Source organism: Mycobacterium sp. (assembly GCF_046091765.1).
In the GTDB taxonomy this organism is placed as follows: domain Bacteria; phylum Actinomycetota; class Actinomycetes; order Mycobacteriales; family Mycobacteriaceae; genus Mycobacterium.
Genome location: NZ_JBJTCF010000068.1, coordinates 1 through 14,595, shown reverse-complemented (window position 1 = coordinate 14,595; position 14,595 = coordinate 1). Strand labels below are relative to the sequence as shown.

Genomic DNA, 14,595 nt, shown 5'->3' with positions numbered 1-14,595 from the left:
CATGGCAGCGCAGACCGCAGCCGAAGCGCGGCCGATGTTCCCGCTGCAGTCGGCCATGCTGCCCGGCGAGACCCTGCCGCTGCGGATCTTCGAGCCGCGCTACTCGCTGCTCGTCGGGGACTGCCTGGCCGCGCCGGAGCCCGTTTTCGGGGTGGTGCTGATCAGTCAGGGCAGTGAGGTCGGCGGCGGCGACGTCCGCAGCGACGTCGGCGCGCTGGCGCGCATCACCGAGTGCGCCGACCTCGGCGACGGCCTCTACCAACTGGTCGCGACGGTCGGTGGGCGAATCCGGGTGCAGCAGTGGCTTCCCGATGACCCCTACCCCCGCGCGCTGATCCGGGCCTGGCCGGATGAGGACGGTCCGCCGGTCGGACCCGAGCAGATCGGAGGTGTGGTCGATCGCATCCTGGCCCTCTACGGGCGGGTCGCCGAGGCGGCCGGCGGTCGACTGCGAGCCGATGCCCTGGCCGTCGACGCCGAGACCGCCGACGACCCGTCGCTGCACCTGTTCGCGCTGGCAGCGAGGGTTCCGATGGGCCAGGCCGACCGCTACGCGGTGCTGGCGGCGCCGACGCTGGCCGAGCGCGTCGACGCGGTGTGCGAGGCGATCGACACCGTTGCCGCGATGGTCGAGTTCCAGCTCTCCGAGGAGTGAGCCCTCAGCGTTCGGCGGCGAAGGCGCGCAGCGACGCCACCTGCTCCCGGTCCAGCGAGGGTCGCACGGTCTGACGGGCCGCCGTCACATCGGCGGCGGTGACGTCGGCGGCGTCGATCGAGCGGCGCATCGCGGTCAGTGCCGCCTCACGCAGCAGAGCCACGCAGTCCGCCGCGCTGTAGCCGTCCAGGTCGGCCGCCAGCGCGGACAGGTCGACCTCGGCGCTGAGCGGCACGGACTTCGCGGCGGTCGTGAGAATCTCGCGGCGGGCCTCCGCGTCCGGCGGCTCGACGAAGACCAGTCGCTCCAGACGGCCGGGCCGCAGCAGAGCCGGGTCGATCAGATCGGGCCGGTTGGTGGCACCGAGAACCACCACATCGCGCAGCGGCTCGATGCCGTCCAGCTCGGTGAGCAGAGCGGCGACCACCCGGTCGGTCACTCCGGAATCGAAGCTCTGGCCGCGCCGCGGCGCCAGTGCGTCCACCTCATCGAGAAAAACCAGCGAGGGTGCCGAATCCCTTGCCCGGCGGAACAATTCGCGCACCGCCTTCTCCGAGGAACCGACCCACTTGTCCATCAGCTCGGCTCCCTTGACGGCGTGCACGCTCAGTCGCCCGGAGCTGGCCAGGGCCCGCACCACAAAGGTCTTGCCGCAGCCGGGTGGTCCGTACAGCAGCACGCCGCGCGGCGGGTCGACGCCGAGTCGGGCGAAGGTGTCCGGGTGCCGCAGCGGCCACAGCACGGCCTCGGTGAGTGCCTGCTTGGTCTCGGCCATGTCGCCGACGTCGTCAAGGGTGATTGAGCCGACCGCAACCTCCTCGGTGCCCGACCTCGACAGTGGCCGGATCACCGTCAGCGCGCCGGTGAAATCCTGCTGGGTCAGTGCCGGCGGCTTACCGTCCTCGCTGGCTCGTGCCGCGGCCCGCAGCGCGGCCTCCCGGACCAGGGCGGCGAGGTCGGCCCGGACGAATCCGGGTGTGCGTTCGGCGATTTCGGCGAGGTTCAGATCCGCGGCGGGCACCTCGCGCAGCAGCACCTCCAGCAGGGCCTTGCGAGTGGCGCCGTCGGGCAGGGTCAGTCCGAGTTCGCGGTCGCAGAGGTCCGGGGCACGCAACCGCGGATCCACCGCCTCGGGTTCCTGGGTGGTCGCCACCAGTGCGACTCCGGGGGATGCGACGGCGGTGCGCAGTTCGCCGAGGATCATCGTCGCCACCGGTTCGGCAGGGGTGGGCAGCAGCGCGTCGATGTCGGTGACCAGCAGCACCCCGCCGCCGCCGACGACGTCGGCGACCGCCCGGGTGACGGCCCGAAGCCGGTCCTCGGCGGCCAGCGCCCCGGTGTCGGGGCCGTCCAGATCGACCAGTCGCCGGCCCGCGCAGACGGCCCGCACCAGCGTCGCTTTGCCGACCCCGGCCGGCCCGGTGACGAGCACGCCGAGATTCGGCTTGGCGCCCAGTTTCTCCAGCAGGCCCGGCTCGTCGAGCGCCAGCTTCAGCCACTCGGTGAGCCGGCCGGCCTGCACGTGCTGACCCTTGAGGTCGTCGATGCTGACCGGTGGTTCCTCGGGCCAGTGGGTGGGCGGACTCACCGCGGCCGTCGATCCGCTCGGCGGGGGACCGTCGCCCCAGCTGACCGAGGAATTGGGTTGCACCGAGACCGGCCCGGCCGGATCGGTGCCGGTGACGGTCAACAGTTCGGACGTCCAGGTGATCCCCACCGCCGCCGCCAGCGCTGAGCTGGCCGCGGAGGTGGAGGTGCCCGGGCCCAGATCGCGCGGCAGCAGCGACACCGTGTCGCCGACGGTCATCACCTTGCCCAGCAGCGCCTCGCGCAGCGTCGCCGACGAGACCGAACGGCTTGCCAGCGCCGAACCGCGCAGGGTGACCGAGCGCGCGCCGTACACCGTCACCGGGGCGATCAGGACGGTGGCGTCCTCGCGCAGTCCGGCGTTGGAGAGCGTGACATCGTCGAGCAGCGCGGTGCCCGCCGGTGTGCCGGCCGGCGCCAGCCCCGCGACCGCCGCCGTGGCGCGCGAACCGGTGAGCGCGACGGCATCCCACTCCCGGATACCGAGTGCGGCGAGGGCCTCCGGGTGCAGGCGCACCACACCGCGACGGGAGTCCAGCGCGGCGGTGTTCAGCCGCGCGGTCAGGGTGAGCGTCAGCGGAGAGGGGGGCACGGGCGTCAGTCCCCCGGCTTACGCAATCCCAGCCGGGCGACCGACCGCCGGCCGGGATGCTGGGCGCGGCGGGTGGCGCGCCGCGCGGCCCGGCGCTGCCGCGAATTGTCGTTCCAGGACTCCGGATGCGCGGCCGCCCAGCGCTGGCTTCGCACCGCGAACGGCACGTGCAGGACGTAGGCCCCGATGATCGCCAGGATCAGCAGATAGGGGAACACGAACGCGGCGGCGGCGGCGATCGCGAGCAGCGCCAGCATCGGGGCGACCATGTTCGGCGACACCGAGAAGGTGTGGATCTTGCGCATCGGGATGCGGCTGACCACCAGCAGCGAAACCCCGACCATCCAGAGGATCACCACGATCCGGGCCGCCTGGGTGTCCCACCAGGGCCCGGGGAACTGCATCTTGACCGCCAGCGGGCCGATCGCGCCGATCGCCCCGGCCGGTGCGGGCATCCCGATGAAGTAGTCCTTGGTGTAGGCGGGCAGGTCGGCCCCCAGCAGGGCGTTGTAGCGGGCCAGCCGCAGCACGATGCACACCGCGTAGAGCAGCACCACGATCCAGCCCACCCGGGATTGCGGCAGCAGCAGCGCGTAGACGATGAAGGCCGGAGCCACCCCGAAGTTGACCGCGTCGGCGAGCGAGTCGATCTCCTCACCCATCCGCGAGGTGGCTTTGAGCACCCGGGCGATCCGGCCGTCGAGGGCGTCGAGGATCGCCGCCGCCGCCAGCAGCGCCATCGCCTCGGTCGGCCGGTCGTCCAGGGCGAACTTCACCGACGTCAGACCCAGGCAGATGGCGAGCACGGTCATCGCGCTCGGCAGCATCCGCCGGTTGATCGGACTCTTGCGGGGCCGGGGCTTGATCACGGCAGCCGTGCCAGGACCGTCTCGCCGGCCAGTGCCCGCTGGCCGGGTTCGACGAGGATCTCCGAACCGGCGGGGAAGTAGGTGTCCAGCCGGGAGCCGAACCGGACCAGCCCGTAGGTGTCGCCGATGTCGACCTTGTCGCCCGGCCGCACGTCACACACGATGCGGCGGGCGAGCAGACCGGCGATCTGCACCGCGATCACCTCCCGCGCGTCCGGAGTGCGGAACACCACGCTGTTGCGCTCGTTCTCGGCGCTGGCCTCCGGCAGGTCTGCCGAGTGGAAGCGGCCGGGGCGGTGGGCCACCGCGACCACCTCGCCGCCGACCGGGGCGCGCTGCACGTGCGCGTCGAGCAGGGACAGGAAGATGCTGACCCGGGGCATCGGCTCGTCGCCGAGACCCAGCTCCGCCGGGGCGGGCGCGGTGTCGACGAGGCACACCGCGCCGTCGGCGGGAGCGACCACCACCCCGGGGCGGGTCGGGGGCGTGCGGGGAGGGTGGCGGAAGAACGCGGCGTTCGCCCCGGCCGCGGCCAGTCCGGCGCGCCGCAGCCAGCGGTGGCGCCGACCCAGGGCCGCGGCCGCGAGGCCGGCCGCGATGAAGGGGTAGCCGGCCGGATGCACGGGCGGCACCGAGGAGCGCACCAGCGCGAGGATCCGCTGCGCGCCGGGGAGGGGGCCGGACGTCACGGAGTCGTCCGCCGGGCGGGGGCGTCTGGCCATCGCGACGATTCTAGAGTCAGGACAGGTCCCATACGTCCACTCGCGCACCGGCCGCCAATTCGGTGACGTCCTCGGGAATCTCGAGCAGGCAGTTGGCCGAGGCAAGCCAGCGCAGATGATGCGATGCGGGCGGGCCGTAGGCGTTGACCCGCCCCGCCGCGGGCTCGTACACCCCGCGGCGGAACTGCCGCTTGCCGGCCGGTGACGTCAAAGCCTCGGTCAGCACCGCCGACCGGAGCTGCCGGTGCGTTCGCGGCAGTCCCATCGCCGCGCGCAGGGCGGGGCGGAGGAACACCTCGAAGGACACCAGCGCGCTGACCGGGTTGCCGGGCAGCGCGATCAGCGGGCCACCGGATCGGGTCCGGCCCGCACCCTGGGGCATGCCGGGTTGCATCGCGACTTTGACGAACTCGACCGAGCCGTCGGTGAAGGCATCCTTGACGACCTCGTAGGCCCCGGCGCTGACGCCGCCGGAGGTGATGACCACATCGGCCCGGCCGGTGTAGCCCTGCAGTACCGCGGTGAACTGCCCGACGTCATCGCCGCTGGCGGCCACCCCGGCCACCTCGGCGCCGGCGTCGCGCACCGCCGCCGCCAGCATGACGGCGTTGGACTCGTAGATCTGCCCGGGCAGCAGCGGTGTCCCCGGCGCGACCAGTTCCGAACCGGTGGACACCACCAGCACGCGCTGGCGGGGGATCACCGGCAGCGCGGCGACGCCCAGTGCCGCCGCCAGGCCCAGCGCGGCAGGGGTGAGGACCTCCCCGGCCCGCAGTACCGTGCTGCCCGCGTCGACGTCCTCGCCACGGCGCCGGACATGCTGGCCCGGTGCGGCTGCCGCAGAGATCGCGACCTCGGCCGTCCCGGCGTCGGTGCGCTCCACCGGCACCACCGCCGTCGCGCCCCGCGGCATCATCGCGCCGGTCATGATCCGGTGCGCGGTGCCCGGCGCCAGTGTCAGCAGATCGGTCCGTCCCGCCGGGATGTCCTCGGCGACAGGGAGTTTCACCGGCGAGTCGGCGTCGGCGCCCGCGACGTCCTCGGCGCGCACCGCGTAGCCGTCCATCGCGGAGTTGTCGAACACCGGCAGCGCCAGCGGTGCGACCACGTCGGCGGCCAGAACCAGGCCGAGCGCATCGGCGACGGCGACGGTCTGCGCCGGGCGCGCCCGGATCAGGTCGGCGACGACGCGCTGATGGTCGGCGACGCTGCGGAAGACCCCGCGGGAGCCCGGCATCACACCGGGTAGGTGACGCCGGTCAGTTCCTCGGAGACCTTCCACAGCCGCTGCTGGATCGCCTGGTCGTGGGACTGCTCACTGGAGGTGACCAGAACCGGATGGCCGCGCAGTTCCCGGAACCCGTCCGGGCCCCAGTACTGACCGCCGCGCACCGCCGGGTCGGTGGCGGCCCGCAGCGTCGGCAGCGCGCCCAACTCGGAGGTGTTCAGCAGTCGGCCGCCCAGCCATCTGACTCCCGGCAGGCTGGCCCCCGGGACGTGGCGGGCGAGCTCGGTGGCGGCGACGCCGGGGTGCGCGGCCACCGCGATGGTCTTCGCCTGCGCGGCCGCCAGCCGGCGCTGCAGTTCGTAGGTGAACATGAGGTTGGCCAGTTTGGACTGGCCGTAGGCCGCGACCCGCTCGTAGCGGCGGCGCTCCCACTGCAGGTCGTCGAAGTCGATCTTGGCGCGGATGTTGTGGGCGATGCTGGCGACCACCACCACCCGCGATCCCTGCACGGCGAGCAGGTTCTTGAGCAGAAGCCCGGTCAGCGCGAAGTGGCCGAGGTGGTTGGTGCCGAACTGCAGCTCGAAGCCGTCGGCGGTGGTCTGCTTGGGCGGGTACATCACTCCGGCGTTGTTGATCAGCAGGTCGATGCTGGGATAGGCGGCCGCGAGCTCGGTGGCCGCCGACCGCACCGAGTCCAGCGAACCGAGGTCGAGTTTGTGCACGCTGATTTCGGCCTTCGGGGCGCCGGCCCGGATGCGGCCGGCGGCTTGCTCGCCCTTGGCGGTGTCGCGGACCGCCATCACCACCTTGGCCCCCCGGGCCGCCAGCACCCTGGCGGTGTCATAGCCCAGGCCGGTATTCGACCCGGTGACGACGGCTAACCGGCCGTTTTGGTCCGGAACGTCCTTCGCTGTCCATGTCATGTCCTAGAACATACGTAAAGCGCGTGCCGCCTTGGTGTCCGCCCGGGGTGAACTGCCTTGCACTCGGCACCGACGAGTGCTAAAAAAGGGGTTGGCACTCGCGACGTGTGAGTGCTAGGTCGGGACGGTGAGACCGAAGGAGACAGCTTCGGTCGTCCGTCGCGGGCACTGCGTCCGGCCGCAAGAACGTGTCACCCCCTTACGGAGGAATCACACCGCAATGTCCAAGATTATTGCGTACGACGAAGAGGCTCGGCGCAGCCTCGAACGGGGCCTGAACAGCCTCGCCGATGCCGTGCGGGTCACGCTCGGCCCCAAGGGTCGCAACGTCGTCCTGGAGAAGAAGTGGGGCGCGCCCACCATTACCAACGACGGCGTCTCCATCGCCAAGGAGATCGAGCTCGAGGACCCCTACGAGAAGATCGGGGCCGAGCTCGTCAAGGAGGTCGCCAAGAAGACCGACGACGTCGCCGGCGACGGCACCACCACGGCGACCGTGCTCGCCCAGGCGCTGGTGCGCGAGGGCCTGCGCAACGTCGCGGCGGGCGCCAACCCGCTGGGTCTCAAGCGCGGCATCGAGAAGGCCGTCGACAAGATCACCGAGACGCTGCTGAAGTCGGCCAAGGAGGTTGAGACCAAGGAGCAGATCGCTGCCACCGCGGGCATCTCCGCCGGTGACCAGACCATCGGCGACCTGATCGCCGAGGCCATGGACAAGGTCGGCAACGAGGGCGTCATCACCGTCGAGGAGTCCAACACCTTCGGCCTGCAGTTGGAGCTCACCGAGGGTATGCGCTTCGACAAGGGCTACATCTCCGGCTACTTCGTCACCGACGCCGAGCGTCAGGAGGCCGTCCTCGAGGATCCCTATATCCTGCTGGTCAGCTCCAAGGTGTCGACGGTCAAGGACCTGCTTCCGCTGCTGGAGAAGGTCATTCAGTCCGGCAAGCCGCTGCTGATCATCGCCGAGGACGTCGAGGGCGAGGCGCTAAGCACCCTGGTGGTCAACAAGATCCGCGGCACCTTCAAGTCCGTCGCCGTCAAGGCCCCGGGCTTCGGTGACCGCCGCAAGGCGATGCTGCAGGACATGGCCATCCTCACCGGCGGCCAGGTCATCTCCGAGGAGGTCGGGCTCTCGCTGGAGACCGCCGACGTGTCGCTGCTCGGCCGCGCCCGCAAGGTCGTGGTCACCAAAGACGAGACCACCATCGTCGAGGGCGCCGGTGACTCCGAGGCCATCGCCGGACGGGTCGCCCAGATCCGCAGCGAGATCGAGAAGAGCGACTCCGACTACGACCGCGAGAAGCTGCAGGAGCGCCTCGCCAAGCTGGCCGGCGGCGTTGCGGTGATCAAGGCCGGAGCCGCCACCGAGGTCGAGCTCAAGGAGCGCAAGCACCGCATCGAGGACGCGGTGCGCAACGCCAAAGCCGCCGTCGAGGAGGGCATCGTCGCCGGAGGCGGCGTCGCGCTGCTGCAGTCGGCGCCGGCGCTCGACGAGCTCAAGCTCAGCGGTGATGAGGCCACCGGCGTCAACATCGTCAAGGTCGCACTGGAGGCGCCGCTCAAGCAGATCGCCTTCAACGCCGGCTTAGAGCCCGGTGTGGTCGCCGAGAAGGTCCGCAACTCGCCTTCCGGAACCGGCCTCAACGCCGCGACCAACGAGTACGAGGACCTGCTGAAAGCCGGCGTCGCCGACCCGGTGAAGGTCACCCGTTCGGCGCTGCAGAATGCGGCGTCCATCGCGGGGCTGTTCCTCACCACCGAGGCGGTCGTCGCCGACAAGCCGGAGAAAGCGGCCGCTCCGGCTGACCCGACCGGCGGCATGGGCGGCATGGACTTCTAGGTCCCGTCACCGACGTCCAAGCACTAACCGGAAATGCCCGGCTCCCCTGGGGGCCGGGCATTTCCGTGTCGTGAGTCTGAAGACTGTGGTGCCCAGAGTGGGGCTTTTGGTCGTCCCCAGTCCCAGATCCGTCCAGAGCCCCCACTCTCGGTGCACACGCGGGACGGATTCTGGGGGCAACCTCTGCGCCATGGACGAATTGCGCCGCCGCGGCGAACTGTCCCGCCAGGATGTTCGGCTTCGCTACCGCCGCCTGTACCGCGGGGTGTATCTGCGCAATGGTGCTGAATTGACGGCCGCGATCCGCGCCCGTGCGGCCTGGATGGCGACCGGTGCGCCACTCGTCGGCATCTCGGCGGCCGCGGTACTGGGCACGAAGTGGCTGGATTGCGCGGCGCCGGCGGAGATTCTGAAATCCGACCGCCACGCTCAACCCGGCATGATCGCGCACAGCTATCGCGTGCGTGACGACGAATTGTGCCTATGCGCGGGTGTCGTCGTGACGAAGCCTGCCCGGACGGCGTTCGACATCGGCCGCCGGCGGTCGGTCGACGAGGCGGTGCCGATCCTCGACGCTCTCCTGCGCGCCACCGCCACCACGGTCGCCGACGTTCGTGCCGTCGCGGACCTCTGGCACGCGGTCCGGGGTGTTCGAGAGCTGCGCGCGGTGCTGGATCTGATCGACCCGGCGGCCGAGTCGCCGCAGGAGAGCCGGTTGCGGTTGATCCTGATCAGAGGAGGCCTGCCCGCGCCGGAGTGCCAGATCCGCTTCCCGGAACTGCGGATCCGGATCGACATGGGTTGGCGGAAGTGGAAAGTGGCGGTCGAGTACGACGGTGTGCAGCACTGGGCGGATGCCTCCCAGCGGGCCTGGGACATCGAACGCATCGCTCTGCTGGAAGCGGCGGGCTGGGTGGTCGTCCGGGTCAGTGCGCAGATGATGAACCGCCCCGGGGTGATCGTGGATCGGGTCGCCGGCAAGCTACGCGCCGCCGGATGCCCGATCGGCGCTACCGCGCGGGTGCCGGCCGGCGGCCCCGGATCAGCCGGCCGGGCCGGGCCGACGTCGGCACCCCGTTCTCGGCGATGACCTGCCCGGAGACGATCGTCGCGACGTAGCCCTCGGCGGTCTGGTCGAGCCGGCGCCCGCCGGCGGGCAGGTCGTAGGTGATCACCGGCTTGTGCAGGGTCAGCCCCGCGTGGTCGATGACGTTGAGATCGGCCTTGTAGCCGACGGCGATCCGGCCGCGGTCGGCCAGTCCGGCCACCCGGGCCGGCACGGACGTCAGCAGACGCACCGCCTCGGCGACGCTGAGCCGTCCCGAGGCGCGGTCACGCGCCCAGTGCGCGAGCACGAACGTGGGATAGCTTGCGTCGCAGATCATCCCGTAGTGCGCACCACCGTCGCCGAGGCCCAGCACCACGTCGTCACGGCGCATCAACTGCCCGACGGTGTCCAGCGAGTTGTTCTCGAAGTTGGCTAACGCCACCAGCATGATGGCCCGCCCGTCGTCATCGAGCAGCCGGTCGTAGGCTTCCTCGGCCGGGCTGACCCCGCGGGCGCGGGCCCTCGCCAGGATGCTCTGCTCGGGGGCCGGCTCGTAGTCGGCGGGATCGCCGAGCGGGAACATCCACTCCCAGGACCGGGCCAGGTGCAGGAACGGGTGGCCCTCGCCGGGCTGCTCGGCCAGGATCCGGGCCCGCGTCTCGGGCCGGCGCAACTGCGCCACCCGCTCGGCCAGCGGCAGCTCCGCGATCTGCTGGTAGCTCGGGTTGAGCACGAACGGATGCGCGGTCAGCTCCAGGCCGACTACCAGCCCGATCGGGCGGGCGAACACCTGCGCGGTGATGTCCGCACCCGCCGAGGTGAACTTCTCCACCATGGTCAGCGCCCCCGGCCAGATCGGCTCGCCGGAGTTACCGGTGGTCAGGGTGAAGGTCACGGCCAGCCCGGCATCGGTGGCGGCTTCGAACACCTCCTGCAGCACACCTTCGTAACCACCGGCGGCGATGTCGGGGATGAACTGCAGCAGCCCACCCCCGGCGTCGGCCACTCCCGCGGCGATCGCGGCGATCTCCTCGTAGGCGGCCCCGTAGGTGGGAATCGGCGCGCCGCTGCCGGTTTTGTGGAACGCGAAGCGCGACGACGACACCCCCAGCGCCCCGGCCTCGATGGCCTCGGCCGCCAGCTTGCGCATCAGGTCCAGGTCCGACGCGGTCGCCGGTTCGCGGTCCGCCCCCCGCTGACCCATCACGTAGACGCGCAGCGGCGAGTGCGGCAGGTAGGCGGCCACGTCGATGTCCCGCTGCCGCGTCTCCAGGGCGTCGAGGAACTGCGGGAAGGTTTCCCAGTCCCACGCCAACCCGTCGGTCATCACCACCCCGGGGATGTCTTCCACACCGGCCATCACGTCCACCAGCACGTCGTGGTCGGCCGGACGGCACGGCGCGAAACCGACCCCGCAGTTTCCCATCAGCGCGGTGGTCACGCCGTGCGACGAGGACGGCGTCATGCGCTGCGACCAGATCGCCTGGCCGTCGTAGTGGGTGTGCAGATCGACGAAGCCGGGGGTGACGAGCAAGCCCTCGGCGTCGATCTCGCGGTCACCGGGCCCGTCGATCGCCCCGACGGCGACGATGACTCCGTCACAGACGGCGACGTCGCCGCGAGAGGGCTCGCCGCCGAGTCCGTCGACGATGGTGCCGTTGCGGATGACCAGGTCGTAACTCATGAATTGAGGTTACGTCCCGTAGCGTCGCAGGGGTGACGGACGCTGCCCGGGAAATCCTGCGCGATTCCTTCACCAGGGTCATCGAGCACGTCGACGACCTCACCGAGGGGCTGACCGACGCCGTCTCGTGCTACCGGCCCACGCCAACCGCCAACAGCATCGCCTGGCTCGTCTGGCACAGTGCCCGGATCCAGGATGCCCAGGTGGCCGCCGTGGCGGGGATCGAGCAGACATGGTTTCGCGGCGGCTGGGTGGACCGCTTCGCCCTGGACCTGCCGCGTGACTCCCACGGCTACGGTCACAGCCCCGGGGAGGCAGGCAAGGTTCGCGCGCCCGCCGCGTTGCTGGCCGGCTACTACCACGCGGTGCACCGGATGACGCTCGAGTATCTGGCTAGTGTCACCGAGGAGGAGCTTGCCCGCGTCGTCGATGAGAACTGGGATCCGCCGGTGACCGCGAGTGTGCGGCTGGTCAGCATCCTCGACGACTGCGCCCAGCATCTCGGGCAGGCGGCTTACGTTCGAGGGATCGCGCCCTGACCGGCACATCGACGGCGCGGGCGCTGGCGGCGGGGGTGACGTGGCTGCTGACCACGGTCCTGCTGGCTGTCGGGATTGCGGCGGTCTGGGCCCAGCAGAACCTCGTCGATCGCGGGGGGTATGCCGCGCTGTCCCGAACCGCCGCGGCCGTTCCCGAACTGCAGTCGGCCGTGGCGCAGGAACTCAGTGCCCAGGCCGGCCGACTCGGTTACACCGCTGACCCGGCGGTGGTGGCCGGCGTGGCCGCCGCCTACACCGCGAGCCCCTCGTTCCCCAGGCAGTTCGCCGCGGCCAACGCGCTCGCTCACCGATGGCTGTTCGAGGGCGCCGCGGCGGCGCAAACACCCGACGGCCCGGCCATCGACTTCGCACCCCTGCTCTCCGACCCCGCGTTCGTCCAGACGCTGCGCGACACGGGCGCCGGGGACGTGTCGCTGCCCACCACGCTGCCGGTGCCGATCGCCGAGAACTCCCCGACCTGGATCCGCCCCGAGGCGCTGCGCACCGTGGCGGTCTGGTCCCCGTGGATCAGCGTGGCACTGGCCGTGCTCACCGCCGTGGGCGCGCTGCTGACCGTGTCGCTGGCATCCAGCCGGGGCAAAGCCCTTGCCGCGCTGGGTGTTTCGGCTCTGCTCGTCGGCGCGGCCGGGTGGGCGGGACTGGCATCGGCGAGGAGCCGCGTGAGCGGAGCGCTGGGGCCGGCCTCGGAGGATATGCGCCGCATCGTCGACGCCATGGTCGCGACCGCCGCCGACAGCGCACACCGGTGGCTGACCGTCACGCTGATCGCGGGAGCCGGACTGGTGATCGTCGCGGTGCTGGTCTCGCTGCTGGCGAGTCTGGCTAGCGCCGGGGGAAGAGCATCCGGTGCAGGAACGCATAGCCGAGCGCGGCCTTGAACGCGGTCTGGGCGTTGTCGGCGGCGCCGGCGTGTCCGCCCTCGATGTTCTCGTAGTACCAGACCGGGTGACCTGCCTCGTCGAGGGCGGCGGTCATTTTCCGGGCGTGACCGGGGTGCACCCGATCGTCGCGGGTGGAGGTCGTGATGAGTACCGGCGGGCAGGTCGAGTCGGTGCGGATGTTCTGGTAGGGCGAGTAGCGCGAGATGAACGCCCACTCCTCGGGGTCGTCGGGGGCGCCGTATTCGGCGACCCAGGACGCCCCGGCCAGCAGCAGATGGAAGCGTTTCATGTCCAGCAGCGGCACCTGACACACCAGCGCGCCGAACAGCTCGGGGTACTGCGTCAGCATGATGCCCATGAGCAGCCCGCCGTTGCTGCCGCCCTGAGCACCCAACTGCGCTGCCGTGGTGATGCCGCGCGCGACGAGATCGCGCGCGACCGCGGCGAAGTCCTCGGCGACCTTATGCCGGCCGGCCCGGGTGGCCTGGGTGTGCCAGCCCGGACCGTATTCGCCGCCGCCGCGGATGTTGGCCAGCACGTAGGTGCCGCCGCGGGTCAACCACAGCCGGCCCAGCACGCCGTCGTAGCCCGGCGTCCGGGCCACCTCGAAGCCCCCGTAGCCGCCTAAAAGCGTCGGTTGCGGAGACTCCGAATCTTTCGGCCCCACGACGAAGTAGGGAATCGACGTCCCGTCGTCGGATGCGGTGAACAGCTGGGAGACCGCCAAGCCCGTCGCGTCGAAGAACTCCGGGGCCCGTTTGACCTCGGTCAGTTCGCCACCGGCTTCGCCGTGCAGCAGCCGCGACGGACTGAGGAATCCGCTGGAGTCCAGGAAGATCTCGTCGCCGGTGTGGTCGGCCGCGACGATCACCGTCGTGCTGGTTCCCAGCCCGGCCACTGGTTCGCGGGCCCACGAGCCCGGGGTGACGACGTCGACCCGGCTGGCGACGTCGGCGAGGGTGACCATTATCAGCCGGTCCTTGGTCCAGGCGTACTGGTGCAGGCAGGTGTGCGGATCGGGGGTGAAGACCTGCGTCAGTTCCGCGGCGCCGTCGATGAATTTCTCGTACTCGGCCGCGAGCAGGGCGCCCGCCGGGTACATCGCGGTACCCGTGTACCAGTCGCTGCGCAGCTCGATCAGGATCCAATCCCGGTGCACCGACACGGTGGCGTCGGTCGGAGCATCGATCCGCACCAACTCGCCGCCGCGCAACTGGTAGACCTGGTCGTTGTAGAAGTCGAGCGCGCGGTAGATCAGGGTGCGCTGGTATCCGGGTGTGCGGTCCACTCCGGCCGAGACGACGACGTCCTGAGGCGATGCGGTGAACAGCGTGACGGCGTCAGCAAGGGGTTGTCCGCGCCGCCATCGTTTCACCAGGCGCGGATAGCCGGAGGAGGTCAGTGTGTCCGGACCGAAGTCGGTGCCGACCAGGACGGTGTCGTGGTCCTCCCAGGTGATCCGCGACTTGGCCTCGGCGAGTTCGAATCCGCCGGAAACGAACGATCGGGTCGCCATGTCGAACTCACGCACCACGACCGCATCGGAACCACCGCGGGACAAAGAAATCAAGGCCAACGAGTGATCGGGTTCGATGACGTCGGCTCCCGCCCACACCCAGTTCTCACCGTCGGTGCGGGCGAGCTCGTCGAGGTCGATGATCACGTCCCACGTCGGTGCCGCGCTGCGGTAGCTGTCCAGCGTGGTGCGCCGCCACAGACCCCGCGGATTGGCGGCGCTGCGCCAGAAGTTGTACAGCTGCTCGCCGCGGCGGCGGACATAGGGGATGCGGGTCTCGGTGTCGAGGACCTCCAGTGCCTCCGAGCGCATCTGCTCGAAGGCGGTTCCACCGAACTCGGCCACCGTGATGTCGTTGCGCCCGCGGACCCAGTCCAGGGCCGCGTCGGCGTCGATGTCCTCCAGCCACAGAAACGGATCCTCGAGCATGCGCGCAGCGTAGTCTCCAGCCCATGACCGTTTACGCACGTCCCGGTGCGCCGGGAGC

Annotated in this window: 12 protein-coding genes; 5 read left to right on the top strand and 7 right to left on the bottom strand. The window is 70.8% G+C overall.

From position 1 onward, the window contains the following. The first annotated feature begins 1 nt into the window (after position 1). The gene (locus ACKOB8_RS07110) at positions 2-655 is read left to right on the top strand and encodes an LON peptidase substrate-binding domain-containing protein (protein WP_526376514.1); all 654 of its coding nucleotides are present in this window, start codon (positions 2-4) and stop codon (positions 653-655) included. Positions 656-659: 4 nt separating this feature from the next. Here the strand turns inward: ACKOB8_RS07110 and ACKOB8_RS07105 are convergent, their stop codons facing one another. The 5 genes from ACKOB8_RS07105 to ACKOB8_RS07085 are packed head-to-tail and all read right to left on the bottom strand — an operon-like array spanning position 660 to position 6,576. Further along, positions 660-2,834, bottom strand: coding sequence for an AAA family ATPase (locus tag ACKOB8_RS07105; RefSeq protein ID WP_526376513.1), 2,175 nt, complete (start codon positions 2,832-2,834; stop codon positions 660-662). A 5-nt stretch (positions 2,835-2,839) separates the two neighbouring features. After that, on the bottom strand, positions 2,840-3,661 hold the full coding sequence (gene pssA, locus ACKOB8_RS07100) for a CDP-diacylglycerol--serine O-phosphatidyltransferase (RefSeq protein WP_526376533.1): 822 nt from the start codon (positions 3,659-3,661) through the stop codon (positions 2,840-2,842). A gap of 38 nt (positions 3,662-3,699) precedes the next feature. Further along, on the bottom strand, positions 3,700-4,425 hold the full coding sequence (locus ACKOB8_RS07095; RefSeq protein ID WP_526376512.1) for a phosphatidylserine decarboxylase: 726 nt from the start codon (positions 4,423-4,425) through the stop codon (positions 3,700-3,702). A 16-nt stretch (positions 4,426-4,441) separates the two neighbouring features. Beyond that, positions 4,442-5,662, bottom strand: a complete 1,221-nt coding sequence (gene moeA, locus ACKOB8_RS07090) for a molybdopterin molybdotransferase MoeA (protein ID WP_526376511.1) — start codon at positions 5,660-5,662, stop codon at positions 4,442-4,444. Further along, entirely contained in the window at positions 5,662-6,576 is a 915-nt protein-coding gene (locus ACKOB8_RS07085; RefSeq protein WP_526376510.1) for an SDR family oxidoreductase, read from the bottom strand. Before ACKOB8_RS07085 ends, moeA begins: the two co-directional genes overlap by 1 nt. A gap of 220 nt (positions 6,577-6,796) precedes the next feature. Between ACKOB8_RS07085 and groL the strand changes: the two genes are divergently transcribed. Beyond that, a complete protein-coding gene (groL, locus tag ACKOB8_RS07080) occupies positions 6,797-8,419 on the top strand; it encodes a chaperonin GroEL (RefSeq protein WP_526376509.1) in 1,623 nt (540 codons plus the stop codon). A 190-nt stretch (positions 8,420-8,609) separates the two neighbouring features. Beyond that, positions 8,610-9,509 carry an endonuclease domain-containing protein gene (locus ACKOB8_RS07075; protein ID WP_526376508.1) on the top strand — a complete coding sequence of 300 codons (900 nt, stop codon included), beginning with the start codon at positions 8,610-8,612 and terminating at the stop codon, positions 9,507-9,509. Here ACKOB8_RS07075 and ACKOB8_RS07070 read toward each other — a convergent pair. After that, the gene (locus tag ACKOB8_RS07070) at positions 9,430-11,151 is read right to left on the bottom strand and encodes an N-acyl-D-amino-acid deacylase family protein (protein ID WP_526376507.1); all 1,722 of its coding nucleotides are present in this window, start codon (positions 11,149-11,151) and stop codon (positions 9,430-9,432) included. The genes ACKOB8_RS07075 and ACKOB8_RS07070 overlap by 80 nt on opposite strands. Positions 11,152-11,183: 32 nt before the next feature. Here ACKOB8_RS07070 and ACKOB8_RS07065 point away from each other — a divergent pair, with 32 nt between their 5' ends. Both ACKOB8_RS07065 and ACKOB8_RS07060 read left to right on the top strand, forming a co-directional pair. Then, positions 11,184-11,690, top strand: a complete 507-nt coding sequence (locus ACKOB8_RS07065) for a mycothiol transferase (protein ID WP_526376506.1) — start codon at positions 11,184-11,186, stop codon at positions 11,688-11,690. A gap of 35 nt (positions 11,691-11,725) precedes the next feature. Beyond that, on the top strand, positions 11,726-12,589 hold the full coding sequence (locus ACKOB8_RS07060) for a hypothetical protein (RefSeq protein WP_526376505.1): 864 nt from the start codon (positions 11,726-11,728) through the stop codon (positions 12,587-12,589). On the opposite strand, the gene ACKOB8_RS07055 is transcribed toward ACKOB8_RS07060, so the two are convergent. Then, entirely contained in the window at positions 12,534-14,576 is a 2,043-nt protein-coding gene (locus tag ACKOB8_RS07055; protein WP_526376532.1) for a prolyl oligopeptidase family serine peptidase, read from the bottom strand. The two genes, ACKOB8_RS07060 and ACKOB8_RS07055, sit on opposite strands and share 56 nt — an antisense overlap. Positions 14,577-14,595 lie beyond the last annotated feature (19 nt).